The following is a 22,907-nucleotide window of genomic DNA, read 5'->3' as shown; positions in this document are numbered from 1 at the left end:
ATGGAATGACCAAGTTTATCGGACTTGAAACACTATAATATAAAGGAGAATACACATGGCTCAACAACGTCGTGGCGGATTCAAACGCCGTAAAAAAGTTGATTACATCGCAGCTAACAAAATTGAATATGTTGATTACAAAGATACTGAGCTTCTTAGCCGTTTCGTATCAGAACGTGGTAAAATTCTTCCACGTCGTGTTACTGGAACATCAGCTAAAAACCAACGTAAAGTAACAACAGCTATCAAACGCGCTCGCGTTATGGCTCTTATGCCATTCGTAAACGAAGACTAATTCGTTGCGATGACGCTAAAAACGACTTCCTTGTGAAGTCGTTTTTTGTATGATCAAAAGCATCAAAAAAACCTCTCACTTTTTAAAAGTGAGGGGTTTGACTGTTAAGCTTGTGGCGTCATAGCGCTAAGGATGTTGTAGCGTTTTTGAAGATAATGACGTCCAAGTAGAGCAGCAGCTCCGATGATAAGCATGACAACTGCTGGCAATTGTGGGTTGAGGGCAAGTGGTAAGAAGGCTGTTGCCGTGTAAACCAATACCCAAGCCATCATTGAAAGTCCGATAACAAGGATGGTTTTACCAAAGCCAGGACGCTCGCTTTTTGGTTTGCCAGCGTGGCGGTAAATAAAGTAGTAAGTGACATACATAGCAGCCCCACCACCAAAACCAAGGGCGATAAGTGAGAGCAAACCAAAGCTTGTTGCTGACGTGCTAAAGAAAGCCATAACAGCATTTAAAAGGGCTACGACGCCGATGAATAATAGTGATGTATCCAACCACATCAACCAAGGGTTATCGTTTTTCTTTTTGTTAGCGTCTTGGGTTTCTGATTCTTGTGTTGTGAAAGAAGCAGCCCAAGTTGTTGGTGCGCCAAGAAGTGAACGGGCGGTAATCCCTTTTTTCTGATTTTCAACGATGGTTGGTAAAACATCTGCTAAAATAGCTTTGATTTCCTCGTCTGATTTGCCATCACGAATCAACTGATTGGTAGCAATGTGAATGAATTCTTGATTCTTTTTAGTAAGCTGATTGAGATCCATTAGGTCTATTCTCCTGTTTTTTGAAATAACAAATGATTAAGTGTATCCAGTAATGTCTTTACATCAAGAGAAATTACTAGTGAGAGAAAACAAATGATTTACTTTCTCTAACTAGTAAACACCCTGCGTCAAATGATTAGGATTTAACAAGAGGGTGTGGAGCAATTCATTCATTAGAACCACTTCTTTCTAAAGAAGTAAATCACGACAGCGGCACTCATAGAAGCGGCGATAAAGACGATGTACCAAAAGGCATGAGGTAAACCGTTTAGCGGTAGCCAGTCGTTTTGGAAGTTCATACCATAAGCTGAGAAGATTACGGTTGGAATATCCAAAATCATGGTCATGAGGGCGAGTGTCTTCATGATGGTGTTCTGGTTGTTGTTGATGATAGAGGCTGTTGTTTCGGTCATGGCATTCAAGACATTTTCGTAAATGCCAGCCATTTCGATGGCCTGTTGCGTTTCAATCAAGGTGTCTTCCAGCAAATCTTCGTCTTCAATGTACTTTTTCAAAGAACTGTTGCTGCTTGAGAGTTTCTTGACAATACGCTCGTTGAATTTTAGAGACGCTTTCAAGTACACGATAGATTTTTCCAACTCCATCATGTCGATGAGTTGCTCATTGCGTGTGGCATTTTCCAGTTCGGCTTCGATACGGTCGCTTTGGCGGTCGATAGAACGAAGAGCAGTTAGGAAAAGCTCAGCATTGCGATAAAGCAATTGGAAAACAAAGCGTGTTTTCATGAAAGTGTAGAAATTTTTCACACGGCGATTGAAAAAGTTGTCAAAAAGGGTCAACTCTTGCAGACAAGTCGTAATAACGGCATTTTCTGTCACGATAATTCCCAAAGGAATGGTGACGTAGTAACTTTTGTTGTTCCTCTCTTCATAGGTCGGTACGTCAACGATGATGAGAGTGTAGTTGTCCTCAACGGCAATACGTGAGGTTTCTTCGAGGTCAAGTGGTGCACGTAGGTCAGTGATATCAATGTTGAACTGTTCAGACAGCCTCACTGATTCTTCCTGGGAGGGGTTAACCAAGTTAATCCAAGCGCCTGGCTCGAATGTATTGATTTCTTTAAATTCTAACGCTGTTGATAGAAACATTTGTTCCATAAAAACAACCCCTCCTTTTTACCTGAGATACAGGATTTGGCATTTCTTTCACTATCAGCCAAATCGTGTTCTAAATTTTTAGCCTGTAAAAAGACACTGTTTTTCATAACGAAAAAAGGAAAATTTACATACTCTCCTATTATACTACAATTCGGAGTTTTTTGGGAAAGTAAGTCACAGAAAATTTGTTATAATGAAGGTGGAACATGTGGAAATGCCTAATTAGAAAGGATTATCAGTTCTTATTAGAGGTGCGCTACTATTGAGATATGGCGGCGGACTGGAACTGCTGGTTGAGAAATATGCAAGAAAAACTAACGATTCGTGGGGCGCGTGCCCACAATTTGAAAAATGTTAATGTGGATATTCCTAGGGATAAGCTGGTTGTGGTGACAGGCTTGTCTGGATCGGGAAAGTCGAGTTTGGCATTTGATACGATTTACGCAGAAGGGCAACGCCGCTATGTGGAAAGCTTGTCAGCTTATGCCCGTATGTTTCTTGGTAACATGGAAAAACCAGATGTGGATTCGATTGAGGGGCTTAGCCCTGCCATTTCCATTGACCAAAAAACTACCAGTAAAAACCCTCGTTCAACGGTGGGAACGACAACGGAAATCAATGATTATTTGCGTTTGTTGTACGCGCGTGTAGGGACGCCTTATTGTATCAATGGGCATGGACCGATTAAGGCTTCGTCTGTTGAGCAAATCGTGGATCAAGTCCTAGCCTTGCCTGAGCGGACACGGATGCAGATTTTGGCACCTATTGTTCGTCGTAAAAAAGGGCAACACAAGACCATTTTTAGTCGCATTCAAAAGGATGGTTATGTGCGTGCTAGAGTCGATGGAGATGTTTACGAGGTCTCAGAAGTCCCTGAGTTGTCTAAGAACAAGCAACATAATATCGAAATCATTGTGGATCGCTTGATTAACAAAGAAGGCATTCGGTCGCGTTTGTTTGATTCGGTCGAATCAGCCCTTCGTTTGGCTGATGGTTATGTCATCATTGACACCATGGATGGCAATGAATTGCTCTTTTCAGAACATTATTCCTGCCCTGTTTGTGGGTTTACCGTTCCAGAATTGGAACCTCGCCTCTTTTCATTTAATGCGCCTTTTGGGTCATGTCCGACCTGTGATGGCTTAGGAATTAAATTAGAAGTGGATGTGGATTTGGTGGTTCCTGACCGTCACAAGACGCTGCGTGAAGGGGCACTCGCTCCGTGGAATCCCATTTCGTCACAATATTACCCAACCATGTTGGAGCAGGCTATGGAAGCCTTTGGCGTGGATATGGATACGCCTTTTGAGGATTTGAGCGAGGACGACCAGAACCTTGTCTTATATGGTTCAGGTGAGCGTGAATTTCATTTTCACTATGTCAATGATTTTGGTGGCGAACGCAACATTGATATTCCTTTTGAAGGGGTTGTCAACAATGTTAACCGCCGTTACCATGAAACCAATAGTGACTTCACCCGCAAGGTCATGAAAGAATACATGAACGAATTGACCTGTGCAGCTTGTCATGGTTACCGTTTGAACCCGCAAGCCCTCAGTGTACGCGTGGGTGGTGAAGATGGCTTGAACATTGGGCAAGTGTCTGATTTGTCTGTGTCTGACCATTTGGAACACTTGAAACACTTGGAACTTTCTGAAAATGAAAGTGTCATTGCCAAACCTATCTTAAAAGAAATCAAAGACCGTTTGACTTTCTTAAACAATGTTGGTTTGAATTATTTGACCTTGTCACGTTCGGCAGGGACTTTGTCTGGTGGGGAAAGCCAACGCATTCGCCTAGCAACGCAAATTGGTTCCAACCTTTCTGGTGTTCTTTACGTTCTTGACGAGCCTTCAATTGGCTTGCACCAAAGGGACAATGACCGCTTGATTTCTAGTTTGAAGAAAATGCGTGATTTGGGCAATACCTTGATTGTTGTGGAACACGATGAGGACACCATGCGTCAGGCGGATTGGTTGATTGATGTGGGGCCAGGAGCAGGAGCCTTTGGCGGTGAAATCGTTGCTTCAGGTACCCCAGAAGAAGTGGCCAAGGACCCCAATTCCATCACGGGCTTGTATTTGTCAGGGAAAAAAGCTATTCCTGTGCCGACAGAACGCCGTCAAGGCAATGGGCGTTTCTTGTCTATCAAGGGAGCTAGTGAAAATAACCTGAAAAACATTGACGTTGATTTTCCTTTGGGAACCTTTATTGCCGTGACAGGTGTGTCAGGTTCTGGAAAATCGACCTTGGTAAATGGCATTTTGAAAAAAGCTGTCGCCCAAAAATTAAATCGTAATGCTGCCAAACCTGGCAAACACCGTGCCCTAGAAGGTGTGGAATACGTTGACCGCTTGATTGACATTGACCAAAGCCCTATCGGAAGAACACCGCGGTCAAACCCAGCTACTTATACAGGTGTATTTGATGATATTCGCGATTTATTTGCCCAAACCAACGAAGCCAAAATTCGTGGTTACAAAAAAGGACGGTTCTCATTTAATATCAAGGGTGGACGTTGTGAAGCCTGCTCGGGTGATGGGATTATCAAGATTGAAATGCACTTCTTGCCTGATGTTTACGTGCCTTGTGAGGTTTGTCATGGGACACGTTACAACAGTGAAACCCTAGAAGTTCGTTACAAGGATAAAAATATTGCCGAAGTTCTTGAAATGACAGTCAATGACGCGGTAGAATTCTTTGCAGCCATTCCTAAAATTGCTCGGAAACTGCAAACGATTAAAGACGTGGGGCTTGGCTACATCACTTTGGGACAATCGGCAACCACTTTATCAGGTGGGGAAGCCCAACGCATGAAGTTGGCAAGTGAATTGCACAAACGTTCAACAGGTAAGAGTTTGTATGTTCTTGATGAGCCAACCACGGGTTTACATACGGATGATATTGCACGCTTGCTTCAAGTTCTCCAACGTTTTGTGGATGATGGCAATACCGTCATCGTGATTGAACACAATTTAGATGTCATTAAAACGGCGGATTACTTGATTGACCTTGGTCCAGAAGGTGGTGTCGGCGGGGGTCAAATCGTTGCCACAGGTACGCCTGAAGAAGTCGACAAAGTCAAAGGTTCTTACACAGGACAATATTTGAAAGACAAATTATCATAATATCAAGAAAGCTTTTCCAAGGTATATGCCATTTGGAGAGGCTTTTTCCGTGATATGCCGAAATCTTGTATCTGCTTTTAACTTATTTTGATATAATGGGGAAAAGACTTGCAAAGGAGAGTCCTATGTTGACAAGATTGAAACGTTTTGAAGAAAAGTTGGACAAAGTTGGTATTGATGGTTTTTTGGTGACTGGTCAAAACAATATTTACTACATGACTGGTTTTTGGGGGACGTCAGCGACGGTTTTTATTTCTAAAACACGCTGTTTGTTTGTGACAGATGCCCGCTATACCTTGATTGTGAAACAATCCGTACAAGGATTTGACATCATTGAAAGCCGTGACCCTCTGCAAGAGATTGCCAAGGTTATCCAAGCAGATAAGTTGGAAAGAATTGGCTTTGATAGTCAAGTGTCTTTTGCCTACTATCAAAATCTGCAAGCGGTATTTGCAGGTTATCATCTGCAAGCCCAAACCAACTTCATGGAAGCATTGCGCATGATTAAAGATGCTTCTGAAATGGCAACCATCCGTAAGGCTTGTTCCATTTCTGACCGTGCCTTTACAGATGTGCTGGACTTTATCAAGGCAGGGCAAACGACAGAATTGCAAGTCGCCAATTTCCTTGATTTTCGGATGCGTGAATATGGGGCATCAGGTATTTCCTTTGAAACCATCGTAGCGTCAGGTAAACGATCTGCTATGCCACACGGTGTAGCGAGTGACAAGGTCATTGAATCTGGCGATATGCTGACGCTTGATTTTGGTTGCTACTACAATCATTACGTTAGCGATATGACACGCACCATTCACATCGGTGACATTAGCGACAAGGAGCGTGAGGTTTACCAGTTGGTTTTGGAAGCGAACCAAGCTGTGATTGATTCGGTTAAGGCAGGTATGGTTCGTAAAGATTACGACAAGGCAGCGCGTAATGTGATTGCCAATGCGGGTTACGGTGATTATTTCACGCACGGTATTGGTCATGGTATCGGACTGGATATCCATGAAATTCCTTACTTTGGTCAATCAGAAGAAGTGGTTGAAGCAGGTATGGTGATTACAGACGAGCCAGGCATTTATTTGGACAATGCATTTGGTGTCCGTATCGAAGATGACCTTATCGTCACAGAAGAGGGTTGCGAAGTCTTGACCTTGGCACCAAAAGAATTGATTGTCTTACCTTAAACGATCCTGTACAAGCGTTAGATAAGCATAAGAGGAAGAAACGATGACAAATAGACTTTCTTGGCAAGATTATTTTATGGCAAATGCGGAGCTGATTTCCAAGCGTTCCACCTGTGACCGTGCTTTTGTTGGGGCTGTATTGGTCAAGGATAACCGCATCATCGCCACAGGATACAACGGTGGGGTGTCTGCTACTGATAACTGCAATGAGGTTGGGCATAAGATGGAGGACGGGCACTGTATTCGCACGGTTCATGCCGAAATGAATGCCCTCATCCAATGTGCCAAAGAAGGCATTTCTACAAAAGGTACCGAAATCTATGTGACCCATTTTCCGTGCATCAACTGCACCAAAGCCTTGTTACAAGCAGGTATCAAGAAAATCACCTACAAGACGGCTTACCGCATGCATCCGTTTGCCATTGAACTGATGGAGCAAAAAGGCGTGGCTTATGTGCAGCATGACGTCCCAGAAGTGCATTTGGGAAAAGATGCTTAAAGCCCTTGACTAGACATTCCCCTATAAAACATTTGAGCCATGCTCTATTTTATGGTAAAATAAGACGATAACTAATTTATAAGAGGTAATGAATAAATGATTGAAGCAAGTAAGCTTAGAGCAGGTATGACTTTCGTAACATCAGATGGCAAACTTATCAAAGTTCTTGAAGCAAGCCACCACAAACCAGGTAAAGGGAACACTGTTATGCGTATGAAACTCCGCGACGTTCGTTCTGGTTCAACTTTTGATACGACTTACCGCCCAGAAGAAAAATTTGAACAAGCAATCATTGAAACGCGTGCTGCCCAATACCTTTACAAAATGGATGACACCGCATACTTCATGGATACTGAAAGCTACGAACAATACGAAATTCCAGTAGCCAACGTTGAAGAAGAATTGCTTTACATCCTTGAAAACTCAGAAGTTAAAATTCAATTCTACGGTACAGAAGTTATCGGTGTAACTGTTCCAACAACTGTTGAATTGACCGTTACTGACACACAACCTTCAATCAAAGGAGCAACTGTTACAGGTTCAGGTAAACCAGCCACTCTTGAAACAGGTCTTGTGGTTAACGTGCCAGACTTTATTGAAGTTGGTCAAAAATTAGTCATCAACACTCAAGAAGGTACTTACGTATCACGTGCGTAATAGCCAGTAAAGTAAGTAGAGAGGCAGTTTGTACTCTTTACTTTTTTACCTTTATGTATTTAGAAAGGAATGCTTATGACAACTGAAAATATTGGTGATATCGTCATTTCACCACGTGTACTGGAAGTCATTACAGGTATTGCTGCAACTAAGGTTGATGGTGTTCACTCCCTTCGTAACAAAGCGGTGACAGATAGCTTTAGCAAAACCGTTTTGGGCAAAGGTGTCTATCTCAAAACAGAAGAAGATGGAACAGTTAATGCGGATATTTATGTCTATTTACAATACGGTGTCAATGTCCCTGCTGTTTCTATTGCTATCCAAAAAGCGGTAAAAGCAGCCGTTTATGACATGGCAGAAGTAACCATCTCATCTGTAAACATTCATGTAGAAGGCATTGTTCCTGAAAAGACTCCTAAACCAGACTTAAAAGCATTGTTTGATGAGGATTTTTTGGATGACTAATAATTTTACCAATTCCAGACGTGACCTTCGTGAGCGTGCTTTCCAAGCCCTGTTTAGCCTAGAATTTGGGGGAGATGTCTTGTCAGCTGCGGAGTTTGCCTACATTTACGACAAACCCATGCTTGATGATGAAGGAGTGACAGTTGATATTCCTGTCTTTCTCCTTAGCCTTGTCAAAGGTGTGCAAGACTTTCAAGCAGACATTGACCAGCAAATTGAAGAGCATTTAAAAGCAGGTTGGTCTTTGGAACGCTTGACCCTAACGGATAAAACTTTGTTGCGCCTAGGTTTGTTTGAAATCAAGTATTTTGACGAAACACCAGGTCGCGTGGCTGTCAATGAAATCATTGAAATTGCTAAGAAATATTCAGATAACACATCTGCAAAATTTGTCAATGGTTTGCTAAGCCAGTTTATTACAATGTAAAAAAACAAGCTGATTGTTCAGCTTGTTTTTTTGCTTTTTAAATACTGCCACCAGGGAGTAAAGAAATCGGCAAAACATAGTCTTTGCTGGTCTTTTCTCCCTTTATTTTTTTGATCAGAACATCAACAATTAAATTAGCAATTTCGTCAATCGGTTGTTTAATCGTGGTAAGTTCAGGAATGAAATTTTCGGTGAAAGTCGTGCCGTCATAGCCAATGATTTTCAAATCTTCAGGTACTTGAAGTTTGAGTTGCTTGGCAATTTTCATGGTCAAAATTGCAGTCAAATCATCAGAAACGAAGACCCCATCAGGTTTGTTGTTGGCGATAATGGACTTGATTTCCATTTCACGGCGAATGTTAGAGAGGTTGTTTGGCACTTTGAAGATTTTTCCTTGTGGAATTTGGAAAGAAAAGCCAAGGGCACGCAGTCCTGTTGGTGAGTCCGTATTGTCATTTCCTGTAATCATAATGATTTGCTGGCAACCGTTCTTTTGCAAGGTTTTAGCGGCCATTTTTCCTCCCTCGAAATTATCAGAGGATACAATCGGGATATTTGGCGCGAGATTGCGGTCAAAAGAAACAATGGGTGCCTCAACACGATTGTAGTCCTTGATGCCAAGATTGTGGCTAGATGAAATAATCCCGTCTACCTGATTAGCCTCAAGCATTTCGAGGTATTCTTTTTCTTTTGCAGGGTCGTTTTGACTGTTGCAAATAATGGTCTTGTAACCACGTTTGAAAAGCTCGATTTCCAAATGTTCGATGAGTTCGGCATAAAAAATATTGCTGATATTTGGAAAGATGAGCCCAATCAATTTGGCTGACTTGCCTTGCAGACCTCTAGCGAGGTTGTTGGGCTTGTAACCCAAGGTTTGCATGGCTTTTTGAACCTTGCTTTTGGTTTTTTCAGATAAATACCCTTTGTTATTGATGACACGCGACACGGTGGTTGGACTAACACCAGCTAATTCAGCGACATCTGTTAATTTTGCTACCATGTTACTTTGTTAACTCAAAGTATGTTCCAGTCGTTTCCCCAGCTGTGAGTTGAATACCGCTTTGCCCTGCTTCTGGGAAGACGCGGCTGGTAAATACTTTTTCTCCTTTGTTAATGAAAATTTCAACAATTGAACGATCGACGAAGATGTTGGCAGTGGTTTCTGTTGGTTCAATGTCACATTCACGGGTTTGACCAAAATCAGTTGCGTATTGCACGCCAGCTTTGCTACGATCAAGGATGACTTTTCCGTTGGCAGTATCCACAGTCAAACGTAGGCCGTTTCCTTTGTCGTCAGCGAATAGTAATAATTCTGATACTTGGTCAGCAGCAAAAGTAACTTCTAATTCGTAAATGTTTGCTGTTTCGGCTTTGTCAGCAAGCGGTTCTGAGCTTGAACGCAGGCTTGTAATGGCTTCGACAGGGTATTGGTAGAGTTTGCCGTCTTTGATAGACAATTCTTTGACCAAGCTAAGTGCCCCTTGGTAGTCGTATTGGTCAGTTGGGTAATCAATATCTGGCAATCCAATCCAACTCACAATCAAAGCACGTCCATCAGGCGCATTGAACCCTTGTGTTGCGTAAGCTTCAAATCCATAATCCAAGTTGTTGATTGTTGATGGATCAACCAATTTAGGGATCTTTGTATCAAACGTTTGACACACTTTGTAGGTATTTGGGTAAATGTTTTGGTAATCCAATTCTGCCTTATCCAGACCTTGTGGACAGTAAAGTAGGACTGGTTTTCCATCCACAAAAACAAGGTTTGGACATTCAATCATGTATTCTGACCCTGTTCCGCCAAAGTCAAGATTACCCACTTCTTCCCAGTTTTCAACGTTGTTGTCAAGGGCTTTGTAAAGCTTGATAAAGCCTGATTTTTCAGGACTTTGAGCTCCAACAATAGCATAAAATTGGTCATCGTATTTGAAAATTTGTGGGTCACGGAAGTGTTCAGTCACGTCGCTAGGCTGCTGAATAAGCACGTCTTTGCATTTGGTGATCTTGTGGTCTTTGTCCATCCAAGCCCCGATTTGCAAAGGGTCACGTACCCAGTTTTTATCACGGACATTTCCTGTGTAAAATAGGAATAATTTGCCGTCGATTTCGTAGGCTGAACCTGAATAAGCCCCGTGGCTATCGTGCTTGGTGTCAGGCAGCAATTCTGCGCCAGTTGTATGGAAATGCACCAAATCTTCTGACTCGGTATGAACCCATTCTTTCAAGCCATGAGCCGCGCCAAATGGCCAATTTTGGTAGAAGAGGGTGTATTTGCCGTTAAAAAAAGAAAAGCCGTTTGGGTCGTTTAATAAGCCTGTTTTTGGCTCAATGTGATAAGTGACATGCCAAGGTGACTTGTTGACATTTTCTGCAATAGCAGCTCTTTCTTCGGTACTCCAGTCGGAATACGCTCGGTATCGTATTTCTTTAGGTAAATCCATAGGGGTCTTTCTCCTTTTAGTAATCCATCTATACCTATATAGTAAACGTTTTCTATTTAAAAATCAATTGTTTTTGGCAAAAAATAAAAAAATATATCAAACGCTTGACATATTTTTGACAGATGTGGTAGAATGTAAACGTAAACAAGTGAAACGCTTTCACACACTTAATAAATAGACAAAAGGAGTTAATGTAATGGATTATGGAAAAGTAGCTTCTGACGTTATTGCAGCGGTCGGAAAAGATAATCTTGTTGCAGCTGCCCACTGTGCGACTCGTCTTCGTCTTGTATTGAAAGACGATACCAAAGTCGATCAAAAAGCATTGGATGAAAATCCAGATGTTAAAGGAACTTTCAAAATTGACGGTCAGTACCAAGTTATCATCGGTGCTGGGGATGTCAACTTCGTGTATGACGAATTGATTAAAAAGACAGGTTTGTCAGAAGTTTCTACAGATGATTTAAAACAAATTGCTAACAACAATGGGCGATTTAACCCAATCATGGCTTTGATTAAGTTGTTGTCAGACATTTTTGTTCCAATTATTCCTGCCCTGGTTGCAGGTGGTTTGTTGATGGCATTGCGCAACTTCTTAACCTCACCAGACTTATTTGGACCAAAATCACTTGAAGAGATGTACCCTGCTATTGAGGGTATCTCAGCAATGATTCAATTGATGTCAGCTGCACCATTTATGTTCTTGCCTATCTTGGTCGGAATCTCAGCTGCGAAACGCTTTGGTGCTAACCAATTCCTAGGGGCTGCCATTGGTATGATTATGACCACACCAGACCTTGGTGGGGCTAGCGAATATTGGAATGTCTTTGGTTACCATGTAGCACAAACCAACTACGCTTACCAAGTTATTCCAGTTTTGGCAGCAGTTTGGTTGCTTTCAGTCTTAGAAAAATTCTTCCACAAACGTTTGCCATCATCAGTTGACTTTACCTTCACACCACTCTTGTCTGTGATGATTACAGGTTTTGTAACCTTCACAGTCATTGGTCCAGTGATGTTGATGTTGTCAAATGCAATCACAGATGGGATTGTATGGTTGTATAACACAACTGGATTCATTGGTATGGGTATCTTTGGTGGTACTTACTCATTGATTGTTATGACAGGTCTGCACCAATCCTTCCCAGCTATCGAAACACAATTGCTTTCAGCTTGGCGTGAAGGTATTGGATACGGAGATTTCGTCTTCGTAGTAGCTTCTATGGCCAACGTTGCCCAAGGTGCGGCGACATTTGCCATCTGGTTCTTAACGAAAAATTCTAAAACAAAAGGTCTTGCTTCATCTGCAGGGGTATCAGCCCTTCTAGGTATTACCGAACCTGCTTTGTTCGGGGTTAACTTGAAATACCGTTTCCCATTCTTCTGTGCCTTGATTGGTTCAGGGGTAGCAGCTGCAGTAGCAGGATTGCTTAAAGTTGTTGCCGTATCACTTGGTTCAGCAGGTTTCCTTGGATTCCTTTCAATCAACGCAACATCTATTCCATTCTACATTCTTTGTGAACTTATCAGCTTCGCCATTGCCTTTGCTTTGACTTACATCTACGGTAAAACAAGAGAAGCAGGTCTTTTCGAAGCAGAAGCAGTTGCAGAACAAGCGGCTCAAGAATCTGCTAAACAAGCAGAAACAACAACTGCAGCACCAAGTCAAGCTCCTACCACTCAAGCAGTAGCAGAAACAATTGTTAGCCCATTAGCTGGTGAAACAGTTGCCTTGGCATCTGTTAACGACCCTGTATTCTCATCTGGGGCAATGGGTCAAGGGATTGCTGTTAAACCAAGTGGTGACACAGTTTACTCACCAGTTGATGGTACGGTTCAAATTGCCTTTGAAACAGGTCATGCTTACGGCCTTAAATCTGACGACGGAGCAGAAGTTTTGATTCACATTGGTATTGACACCGTGTCAATGGAAGGTAAAGGCTTTACTAAAAAAGTATCAGCTAACCAAAAAGTGAAAAAAGGCGATGTTCTTGGAACATTTGATAGAAAAGCAATCGCTGACGCGGGACTTGATGATACGACTATGATTATCATCACAAATACAGCTGACTACTCTGAAGTAACACCAGTCGCTGATGGTAGCGTCCGTGAAGGGGATAACTTGCTAGACGTTAAATAAAAACGATTCAGTAGAGAGGTGATTGTCACCTCTCTTTCACTGACAAATCGAAAAAATATAATATATTGAGGTAAAAAACATGACAAAATTATACGGTAGCGTAGAAGCTGGCGGGACGAAATTTGTTTGTGCTGTCGGTGATGAGCAATTTCAAGTAGTGGAAAAGGCGCAATTTCCAACGACTACACCTTATGAAACCATTGACAAAGTGGTTGCCTTTTTCAAGCGCTTTGAGGAAGACTTAGCAGGTGTCGCTATTGGGTCTTTTGGTCCGATTGATGTGGATGAAAATTCAGAAACCTATGGCTACATTACGACTACGCCAAAACCTCATTGGGCAAATGTGGACTTGGTTGGATTGATTTCAAAACATTTTAGAGTACCTTTTTACTTTACAACCGATGTTAACAGCTCTGCATATGGTGAAACCCTTGTTCGTAAAGGGGTTAAGAGCCTTGTTTACTACACTATCGGTACAGGAATTGGAGCGGGTGCTATCCAAAATGGTGAATTTGTTGGTGGAATCGGACACACCGAAGCGGGTCACGTTTATGTGGCGCCACACCCACAAGATGTTGCTAATGACTACACAGGTTCTTGTCCTTTCCACAAGGGCTGTTTGGAAGGTATGGCAGCAGGTCCTTCGCTTGAAGGGCGTACAGGTATTCGCGGTGAATTGATTGAGCTCAATTCTGAAGTTTGGGATGTCCAAGCTTACTACATCGCCCAAGCGGCTGTTCAAGCAACTTTACTTTATCGCCCACAAGTCATTGTGTTTGGTGGTGGTGTTATGGCACAAGAGCATATGCTGCATCGCGTTCGTAATAAATTTAGCGCCCTGTTAAATGGCTATGTTCCTGTTCCAGATGTTGCAGAGTACATTGTTACACCAGGTGTAGCCGAAAATGGCTCAGCAACCCTAGGTAATTTTGCTTTGGCTAAGAAAGTATCAGAACGTTAATTTCTTATAAGAATGTTAGGACTGAGGGCCGTTACCTCAGTCTTTTTGCGTGTTTGGAAAACGCTTCTAACACCCTCAGTTGAGCAGATGCTAGTACGCTGAATTCTTGAATTTAAAGGGTTTTTATGATAGAATGGGTTGACAAGTTTATCGAAAGGAATTGGAATGGCAAATATTCTACGGACTGTTATCGAAAACGATAAAGGTGAAATAAGAAAATTAGAAAGAATAGCAAAAAAGGTTGAGTCTTATGCTGACGCTATGGCAGCTTTGTCAGACGACGAATTGAAAGCAAAGACTCCTGAATTTAAACAACGTTACAAGGACGGCGAAACCCTCGACCAGATGTTGCCAGAAGCTTTCGCGGTTGTGCGTGAAGCAGCCAAACGTGTATTGGGCTTGTTCCCTTACCGTGTGCAAATTATGGGTGGTATCGTGATGCACAATGGTGATGTTCCTGAAATGCGTACTGGTGAAGGGAAAACCTTGACAGCGACTATGCCAGTTTACCTTAACGCCATTTCTGGCGAAGGGGTGCACGTTATTACGGTTAACGAATACCTATCAACGCGTGACGCGACAGAAATGGGTGAAGTGTACAGCTGGCTAGGACTCTCTGTTGGTATCAACTTGTCAGCGAAATCATCATCTGAAAAACGTGAAGCTTACAACTGTGACATCACTTATTCAACCAACTCAGAAGTTGGTTTTGACTACTTGCGTGATAATATGGTTGTTCGTCAGGAAGACATGGTACAACGTCCGCTAAACTTCGCCTTGATTGACGAGGTGGACTCAGTATTGATTGACGAAGCTAGAACACCATTGATTGTGTCTGGTCAAGTTAGCTCAGAAACGAGTCAGTTGTACATTCGTGCGGACCGTTTTGTTAAAACTTTGACAAGCACAGACTACATCATCGATGTGCCAACTAAGACCATTAGCTTGACGGATTACGGGATTGACAAGGCAGAAGAATACTTCCACTTAGACAATCTTTACGATTTGGAAAATGTTGCCTTGACGCACTATATCGACAATGCTCTTCGCGCTAACTACATCATGATTTTGGATATTGACTATGTGGTTAGCCAAGAAGGTGAAATTCTAATCGTTGACCAATTTACAGGTCGTACGATGGAAGGTCGTCGTTTCTCTGATGGATTGCACCAAGCCATCGAAGCTAAAGAAGGCGTCCGCATTCAAGAAGAATCAAAAACAAGTGCCTCAATTACTTACCAAAATATGTTCCGTATGTATAAGAAATTGGCAGGAATGACTGGTACCGCTAAAACGGAAGAAGAAGAGTTCCGTGAAGTGTACAACATGCGTATCATTCCGATACCAACGAACAAACCAGTTGCTCGTATTGACCATCCAGACCTCTTGTACCCAACTTTGGAATCTAAGTTCAAAGCAGTGGTTGAAGATGTTAAGGCACGTCATGCTAAAGGACAACCTGTTCTTGTTGGTACAGTTGCCGTTGAAACATCTGATATTATTTCAAAACGCTTGGTGGATGCAGGCATTCCACACGAAGTTTTGAATGCGAAAAACCACTTTAAAGAAGCTCAAATCATCATGAACGCTGGTCAACGTGGTGCAGTCACTATCGCAACCAACATGGCTGGTCGTGGTACCGATATTAAACTTGGTGAAGGTGTGCGTGAATTGGGTGGTTTGTGCGTTATCGGAACAGAACGTCATGAAAGCCGTCGTATTGATAACCAGCTTCGTGGACGTTCAGGACGTCAAGGTGACCCAGGTGAATCACAATTTTACTTGTCACTTGAAGATGATTTGATGCGTCGTTTCGGTTCAGACCGTATTAAGGCCTTCCTTGACCGTATGAATCTTGATGAAGAAGATGCGGTTATTCGTTCGCGTATGTTGACACGTCAAGTGGAATCTGCCCAAAAACGTGTTGAAGGGAACAACTACGATACACGTAAACAAGTCTTGCAATACGATGATGTTATGCGTGAACAACGTGAAATCATTTATGCAGAACGTCGTGACGTGATTACAGCTGACCGTGATTTAGGTCCTGAAATCAAAGCGATGATTAAACGCACCATCAAACGTACTGTTGAGGCACACAGCCATTCAGATCGTGACGAAGCACTTGCCGCTATTTTGAATTTTGCTAAGAACAACCTAGTTGATGAGCAATCTATCCAACAATCTGATTTGGAAAACTTGAGCTTTGATGAAATCAAAGAAGAACTCTTTAACCGTGCGATGGTCGTTTACGATGCGCAAATGGCTAAATTGAAAACACCTGATGCCGTCAAAGAATTCCAAAAAGTGCTTATTTTGATGGTTGTTGACAATAAATGGACAGACCATATTGATGCTTTGGATCAATTGCGTCAATCTGTTGGTTTGCGTGGTTATGCCCAAAATAACCCTGTGGTGGAATATCAATCTGAAGGTTTCCGTATGTTCCAAGCTATGATTGGTGCGATTGAATTTGATGTAACAAGAACCATGATGAAAGCACAAATTCACCAACAAGAACGTGAACGTGCGTCACAAAACGCCACAACAATGGCTGAAAAGAATATTGCGGCGCAAACACCAAACCAAGCGACACAAGATATTGATTTCTCTCACGTTAAACGTAACGATCCTTGCCCATGTGGTTCAGGTAAGAAATTCAAAAACTGTCACGGTCGCAAACAATTTTAGACTGTCTACTGAAAATTCAGAAAAGTTGATTGAAAACAGAGCCAAAAGTGATATAATAGAAAAAATCTAAACTTTTCGATACTAAGGGGGATGATTCATGTCATTTAAAGCAACAAGTAAAAAAATCGATTTCGATGCGCTAAAGGAAGAATCTGCCTTAACTGGTGAGGCTTTGGCGAGAAAAGAAGCGCGTGACCACGAATTAGAAGCGATCATGAAAGGCGAAGATGACCGTGTTCTTTTGGTCATCGGTCCTTGCTCATCAGATAACGAAGAGGCTGTTCTCGAATACGCTCATCGTTTGGCAAAACTTCAAGAAGAAGTGAAAGACCGCGTCTTTATGGTGATGCGTGTCTATACTGCCAAACCACGTACCAATGGGGATGGCTATAAAGGCTTGATGCACCAACCTGATACATCAGAATCACCAAGCTTGATTAACGGTATCAAAGCGGTACGTAACTTGCACTACCGCGTGATTTCAGAAACAGGCTTGACAACTGCTGATGAAATGCTTTATCCTGAAAACCTTCCATTGGTGGATGACTTGGTGTCTTATATCGCGATTGGAGCACGCTCTGTTGAAGACCAACAACACCGTTTTGTAGCATCTGGTATCGATGTTCCAACAGGAATGAAAAACCCAACATCTGGTAATTTGAACGTTATGTTCAACGGTATCTACGCTGCTCAAAACAAACAATCTTTCCTATTCAACGGTGAAGAAGTGGAAACGTCAGGAAATGCCATGGCACACGCTATTCTTCGAGGAGCAACCAACGAATATGGTAAAAACGTCCCAAATTATTACTATGACAATGTCCTTGAAACCATCGAACACTATGAAAAATTAGGGCTTAAAAACCCATTCATCGTGATTGACACAAACCATGACAACTCAGGCAAGCAATATTTGGAACAAGTGCGTATTGTCCGTCAAACCCTAATCAATCGTGATTGGAATGCTAAAATTAAGCAATACGTGCGTGGTTTCATGATTGAATCTTATCTTGAAGATGGTCGTCAAGATACGCCAGAAATCTTCGGAAAATCAATCACTGACCCTTGTCTTGGTTGGGACAACACGGAACAATTAATCCGTGAAATTTACGGCACATTAGGAAAATAATTATGGGAATACATCAAAAAAGTGCAACGCTTGACATTGCAAAAGTTAAGGCCATCTCAAAATTAGAAGGAGACTTTCTTGCAAAGAAAGAGGCGCGTGACGAGGAATTGGCTCGTATCATCAGAGGTGAAGATGAGCGCCTGCTTCTTGTGATTGGTCCTTGTTCGTCAGATAATGAAGAGGCTGTTTTGGAATACGCTCGCCGCCTGGCAAAATTGCAAGAAGAAGTTAAAGATAGCATCTTTATTGTGATGCGTGTTTATACCGCTAAGCCACGTACCAATGGTGACGGCTATAAGGGCTTGATGCACCAGCCAGATACCTCAAAATTACCTGATTTGATTAATGGAGTGGCAGCCGTTCGTCACTTGCATTATCGCGTGATTACTGAAACAGGTTTGACTACGGCTGATGAAATGCTTTACCCTGCTAATTTACCGCTAGTAGATGATTTGGTTTCTTACCACGCTATTGGGGCGCGTTCGGTTGAAGACCAAGAACACCGCTTTGTAGCATCAGGAATTGATGCGGCGACAGGTATGAAAAACCCAACGTCTGGTAACTTACAGGTTATGTTTAATGGTATTTATGCCGCGCAAAATGTGCAAAATTTCATTTACCAAAATGCTGAAGTGGAAACGGACGGCAATCCGTTAGCTCATGCTATCTTGCGCGGGGCAACCAACGAACACGGTGAAAATGAGCCAAATTATTACTACGATGATTTGCTCAAAGCGATCAGCTTGTACGAAAAAATGGGACTTCAAAATCCATTTATCGTGATTGACACCAACCACGACAATTCAGGGAAAAATTACCTAGAACAAGTGCGTATTGTTCGTCAAACCCTAATCAATCGAGATTGGAATGAGAAAATCAAAGCTTATGTGCGTGGATTCATGATTGAGTCTTACCTTGAGGACGGTCGTCAAGACACGCCAGAAGTCTTTGGAAAATCCATCACTGACCCATGTTTGGGCTGGGATAAAACTGAACAATTAATCCGTGAAATTCATGAAACATTGCGACATGATTCCTATGAGGACTTGCTCTTCTAATCACTAACATATAATGGAGCTGGGGATTTCTCTCAGCTCCTTAGTTTTGAGGAGAGTTAGCAGGTGCGGATAAGCTGAGGTAAGGGAGTCACATGATTATTGGGCATGGTATTGATTTACAAGACATTTCCGCAATTCAACAAGCTTATGAGAAGAACCCCAAATTTGCTCAACGCATTTTAACAGAAGCGGAGTTTAGGCGCTTTTCAGAACATACCAACTTAAAACGCCAAATGGCCTTTTTGGCAGGGCGTTGGGCTGGAAAGGAAGCCTTTGCTAAGGCAATGGGGACGGGCATTGGAAAACTGCGATTTCAGGATATCGAAATTTTAAATAATTCCCAAGGAGCGCCGGTGATTACCCGCTCTCCTTTTTCGGGAAGGACTTTTATTTCCATCTCTCACTCGGGAGATTATGCCCAAGCCAGTGTTATCTTAGAGGATGATTCTGGTTGAAAGGATTAGAAATCACACATTAGACGACTTCTCATAAATGATTATCTTTGGAGGAATGACATGATTTCGAGTTTACATAGACCGACTAAGGCCTTAATTGATTTAGAAGCGATTTGCCAAAATATTGAAAGTGTGCAAGCTAATATCCCTCAAGGGAAGCAGACTTTTGCGGTGGTAAAGGCTAATGCTTATGGGCATGGGTCTAAGCAAGTGGCGCAGGCGATTTCGCATTTGGTGGATGGCTTTTGCGTGTCCAATATTGATGAAGCGCTGGAGTTGCGTGAAGCTGGCATTGACAAGACCATTTTGATTCTGGGAGTTATTATGCCAGAAGAAGTGGAAATAGCGCGCGAGCATCATTTGACCTTGACGGTGGCTAGTCAGGAATGGTTGGACATGGCCTTGGCGCAAGGCATTTCTTTGGCGGACTTGGATGTTCATTTGAAAGTCGATTCTGGCATGGGTCGGATTGGTGTGAGAAGTCTGGATGAGGCAGAGCATTTGTTGGCGGATTTGAAAAAAGCTGGCGCTCATGTGGCAGGAATTTTCACGCATTTTGCAACGGCTGATGAAGCTGACGACACTAAATTCAATCAACAGCTAGCCTTTTTCACAGACTTGATTACGCATTTGAGCGAAACGCCAGCCCTTGTTCACGCCAGCAATTCGGCAACGAGTCTGTGGCATAGCGAAACCATTTTTAACATGGTGCGTTTAGGCATTGTGATGTACGGCCTTAACCCAAGCGGTACGGAATTAGCCTTGCCTTATCCGATCAAACCTGCTCTCAGCTTGGAATCTTCTTTGGTACATGTGAAGCAAATTTCAGCTGGTGATTCTGTTGGTTATGGGGCTACTTACGTGGCTCAAGGAGATGAATACATTGCGACGGTTCCGATTGGTTATGCAGATGGCTGGACCCGTGATTTGCAAGGCTTTTATGTGTTGGTCAATGGGGAATGGTGTGAAATCGTTGGGCGTGTGTCAATGGACCAAATCACTATTCGCTTGCCAGAAAAACTTCCAATTGGTACCAAGGTGACTTTGATTGGACAAGACGGCGACCAAGTTATCACTGCGACGGATTTAGCCCAAAAACGTGGCACCATCAATTATGAAGTGCTTTGTCTATTAAGTGACCGTGTGCCTCGTGTGTATTCAAAATAAATTGGATTCTACTTCGCTGTGACGAAAAAGCAGCGATTTAGAATCTCTTTTTGCTATTAAGCAGCAAAGTGAGGTTTTATGAACTTACAATCACCCATTGTGGAAATAAAAGGTATCGGTGCCAAAACAGCCGAAAAATGCCAGCAATTAGGTATTTATACGATTGAGGACTTGTTGCTCTACTACCCTTTTCGTTATGAGGATTTTAAAAGCAAACGCATTTCTGAGTTGGTTGACGGGGAGCGTTCGGTTATCGTCGGAACAGTTGTGACACCAGCGAACGTGCAGTATTATGGATATAAACGTAATCGCCTGTCCTTTAAAATTCGGCAGGGCGAAGCAGTTGTTGCTGTTTCTTTTTTCAATCAACCTTATTTAGCGGATAAGGTGACCTTGGGCAGTGATATTGCTATTTTTGGAAAATGGGATGCCCTGAAAGCAACGGTGACTGGAATGAAAATTTTGGCTCAGGTCACAGATGATATGCAACCTGTTTACCGCGTGGCTCAAGGCATTTCACAAAAAACACTGGTCAAGGCTATCCAGTCAGCCTTTGATATGGGGGCTTTGAATTGGTTACCTGAAAATCTCCCCCAAGTCCTTCTGGACAAATACCGTCTGTTAGGACGTGCTCAAGCCACCGCTGCCATGCATTTTCCAAAAGACATCGCCGAATACAAACAGGCCCTGCGCCGCATCAAGTTTGAGGAACTGTTTTATTTTCAGATGAATTTGCAGGTTCTAAAGGCGGATAATAAGGCAGAAAGCAACGGTCAGGTGATTGCCTATGATGCTCAAAAAGTGGCTAAAAAGATTGCTACTCTGCCATTTGCCTTGACAGGTGGGCAAAAACGCAGTTTGGAGGCCATTTTAGCCGATATGCGTTCAGGTGCTCACATGAATCGCCTTTTGCAAGGGGACGTGGGGTCAGGAAAGACTGTTGTGGCTAGTCTTGCCATGTATGCCGCCTACACCGCAGGTTTTCAGTCAGCCTTGATGGTGCCCACGGAAATTTTAGCGGAACAACATTTTGAAAGTTTGCGTCAATTGTTTCCAGACTTATCGATCGCGATTTTAACGTCAGGCATGAAGGCGGCTGCGAAAAAAACAGCCCTCGCGGCGTTGGCGGATGGCTCGATTGATATGGTCGTGGGAACACACGCCTTGATTCAAGACGCAGTGACCTATCACCGCTTGGGTTTGGTTATTACAGATGAGCAGCACCGCTTTGGTGTCAATCAGCGTCGTATTTTCCGTGAAAAAGGCAATAACCCTGACGTTTTGATGATGACCGCGACGCCTATTCCCAGAACGCTGGCTATTACGGCTTTTGGGGAAATGGACGTTTCCATTATTGATGAATTGCCTGCGGGGCGAAAGCCTATTATCACACGTTGGGTCAAGCATGAGCAGTTGCCTACTGTCTTGGATTGGATGAAAAAGGAGTTAGCCAAAGGTGCCCAAGCCTATGTGGTGTCACCTCTCATTGAAGAATCTGAGGCCTTGGATTTGAAAAATGCAGTTGCTTTGCACGACGAATTGTCCCAATATTTCGCAGGAACTGCGACAGTTGCCCTCATGCATGGTCGCATGAAAAACGAAGAAAAGGATGCTATCATGCAAGACTTCAAGCAGCAAAAAAGTCAGATTTTGGTGTCAACCACCGTCATTGAAGTTGGTGTCAATGTGCCCAATGCAACTATCATGTTGATTATGGATGCTGACCGTTTTGGGCTTAGCCAATTGCACCAGCTACGCGGACGAGTGGGCCGTGGGGATAAGCAATCTTATGCCATCTTAGTGGCCAATCCCAAAACAGACACAGGAAAAGAGCGCATGACAATCATGACAGAAACCACGGACGGTTTTGTATTAGCAGAAGCTGACCTCAAAATGCGCGGTTCAGGTGAAATCTTTGGCACTCGCCAATCAGGTATTCCCGAATTTCAAGTGGCGGATATCGTGGAAGATTATCCCATTTTAGAGGAAGCCAGACGGGTGGCAAGCCAGATTGTGGCGGAAGATAATTGGCAAAAAGACGCTAGGTGGCAGGTGATTTCCGACCATCTCAAAGACAAGGACACCTTTGATTAAGCTTTGTGCAAGTTTTTTGCAAGCCATGCTTAAGTTTTTTCCCTTATAATAAAACCATCAAATGAAGTGAGGGGGAAGGCTTATGACAGTAAGAGTCACTTATCACAAATATTTTGCTAAAACCATTCATCCTAGACCTGCTTACGGTCGGTGAGTTGCTGACCTCTCCTTTTTGACATGACAAGGGCAGCGGAAAAACAACACCCATGATAAGACACCAAAGCCCATGGA

19 protein-coding genes are annotated in these 22,907 nt (G+C 42.8%); 15 read left to right on the top strand and 4 right to left on the bottom strand.

Annotated features, from left to right (window positions below):
• Positions 1-55: 55 nt before the first annotated feature.
• Positions 56-295, top strand: coding sequence for a 30S ribosomal protein S18 (gene rpsR, locus B3473_RS03595; RefSeq protein WP_000068664.1), 240 nt, complete (start codon positions 56-58; stop codon positions 293-295).
• Positions 296-399: 104 nt separating this feature from the next.
• On the opposite strand, the gene B3473_RS03590 is transcribed toward rpsR, so the two are convergent.
• A complete protein-coding gene (locus tag B3473_RS03590) occupies positions 400-1,056 on the bottom strand; it encodes a DUF1129 domain-containing protein (RefSeq protein ID WP_154454939.1) in 657 nt (218 codons plus the stop codon).
• 173 nt (positions 1,057-1,229) lie between these two features.
• Entirely contained in the window at positions 1,230-2,174 is a 945-nt protein-coding gene (locus B3473_RS03585) for a magnesium transporter CorA family protein (protein ID WP_235280565.1), read from the bottom strand.
• A 302-nt stretch (positions 2,175-2,476) separates the two neighbouring features.
• Between B3473_RS03585 and uvrA the strand changes: the two genes are divergently transcribed.
• From uvrA to nusB, 6 genes are all read left to right on the top strand, one after another.
• Complete coding sequence (gene uvrA, locus B3473_RS03580) at positions 2,477-5,302, top strand: excinuclease ABC subunit UvrA (RefSeq protein ID WP_154454937.1); 2,826 nt, start codon at positions 2,477-2,479, stop codon at positions 5,300-5,302.
• A 125-nt stretch (positions 5,303-5,427) separates the two neighbouring features.
• Complete coding sequence (locus B3473_RS03575; RefSeq protein ID WP_154454936.1) at positions 5,428-6,492, top strand: M24 family metallopeptidase; 1,065 nt, start codon at positions 5,428-5,430, stop codon at positions 6,490-6,492.
• A gap of 43 nt (positions 6,493-6,535) precedes the next feature.
• The gene (locus B3473_RS03570; protein WP_154454935.1) at positions 6,536-6,991 is read left to right on the top strand and encodes a deoxycytidylate deaminase; all 456 of its coding nucleotides are present in this window, start codon (positions 6,536-6,538) and stop codon (positions 6,989-6,991) included.
• Positions 6,992-7,087: 96 nt separating this feature from the next.
• Complete coding sequence (efp, locus tag B3473_RS03565; protein WP_154454934.1) at positions 7,088-7,648, top strand: elongation factor P; 561 nt, start codon at positions 7,088-7,090, stop codon at positions 7,646-7,648.
• Positions 7,649-7,723: 75 nt separating this feature from the next.
• A complete protein-coding gene (locus B3473_RS03560; protein WP_154454933.1) occupies positions 7,724-8,113 on the top strand; it encodes an Asp23/Gls24 family envelope stress response protein in 390 nt (129 codons plus the stop codon).
• A complete protein-coding gene (gene nusB, locus B3473_RS03555) occupies positions 8,106-8,540 on the top strand; it encodes a transcription antitermination factor NusB (RefSeq protein WP_154454932.1) in 435 nt (144 codons plus the stop codon). Before B3473_RS03560 ends, nusB begins: the two co-directional genes overlap by 8 nt.
• A gap of 37 nt (positions 8,541-8,577) precedes the next feature.
• Here nusB and B3473_RS03550 read toward each other — a convergent pair whose 3' ends face one another.
• Positions 8,578-9,540, bottom strand: a complete 963-nt coding sequence (locus tag B3473_RS03550) for a LacI family DNA-binding transcriptional regulator (protein WP_264879559.1) — start codon at positions 9,538-9,540, stop codon at positions 8,578-8,580.
• A gap of 1 nt (position 9,541) precedes the next feature.
• Positions 9,542-10,981, bottom strand: a complete 1,440-nt coding sequence (locus B3473_RS03545; protein WP_154455185.1) for a sucrose-6-phosphate hydrolase — start codon at positions 10,979-10,981, stop codon at positions 9,542-9,544.
• A gap of 196 nt (positions 10,982-11,177) precedes the next feature.
• Between B3473_RS03545 and B3473_RS03540 the strand changes: the two genes are divergently transcribed.
• The 8 genes from B3473_RS03540 (at position 11,178) to recG (ending at position 22,676) form a co-directional block, all read left to right on the top strand.
• Entirely contained in the window at positions 11,178-13,121 is a 1,944-nt protein-coding gene (locus tag B3473_RS03540; RefSeq protein ID WP_154455184.1) for a sucrose-specific PTS transporter subunit IIBC, read from the top strand.
• 79 nt (positions 13,122-13,200) lie between these two features.
• Positions 13,201-14,082 carry a fructokinase ScrK gene (gene scrK / locus B3473_RS03535; RefSeq protein WP_264879560.1) on the top strand — a complete coding sequence of 294 codons (882 nt, stop codon included), beginning with the start codon at positions 13,201-13,203 and terminating at the stop codon, positions 14,080-14,082.
• A gap of 165 nt (positions 14,083-14,247) precedes the next feature.
• Positions 14,248-16,773, top strand: coding sequence for a preprotein translocase subunit SecA (gene secA, locus B3473_RS03530; protein ID WP_154455182.1), 2,526 nt, complete (start codon positions 14,248-14,250; stop codon positions 16,771-16,773).
• Positions 16,774-16,870: 97 nt separating this feature from the next.
• Positions 16,871-17,902, top strand: a complete 1,032-nt coding sequence (locus B3473_RS03525; protein WP_154455181.1) for a 3-deoxy-7-phosphoheptulonate synthase — start codon at positions 16,871-16,873, stop codon at positions 17,900-17,902.
• A gap of 2 nt (positions 17,903-17,904) precedes the next feature.
• Positions 17,905-18,960, top strand: coding sequence for a 3-deoxy-7-phosphoheptulonate synthase (locus B3473_RS03520; RefSeq protein ID WP_154455180.1), 1,056 nt, complete (start codon positions 17,905-17,907; stop codon positions 18,958-18,960).
• A gap of 92 nt (positions 18,961-19,052) precedes the next feature.
• Positions 19,053-19,415 carry a holo-ACP synthase gene (gene acpS, locus B3473_RS03515; protein WP_154455179.1) on the top strand — a complete coding sequence of 121 codons (363 nt, stop codon included), beginning with the start codon at positions 19,053-19,055 and terminating at the stop codon, positions 19,413-19,415.
• Positions 19,416-19,475: 60 nt separating this feature from the next.
• A complete protein-coding gene (gene alr / locus B3473_RS03510) occupies positions 19,476-20,582 on the top strand; it encodes an alanine racemase (protein ID WP_154455178.1) in 1,107 nt (368 codons plus the stop codon).
• A gap of 78 nt (positions 20,583-20,660) precedes the next feature.
• Positions 20,661-22,676: an ATP-dependent DNA helicase RecG gene (gene recG, locus B3473_RS03505; protein ID WP_154455177.1), complete on the top strand. Its 2,016-nt coding sequence runs from the start codon at positions 20,661-20,663 to the stop codon at positions 22,674-22,676.
• Positions 22,677-22,907: the final 231 nt, after the last annotated feature.

It is taken from the genome of Streptococcus sp. UBA632 (genome assembly GCF_002300045.1).
Classification (GTDB): Bacteria; Bacillota; Bacilli; order Lactobacillales; family Streptococcaceae; genus Streptococcus; species Streptococcus alactolyticus.
This window is presented reverse-complemented; position numbering and strand designations above follow the sequence as displayed.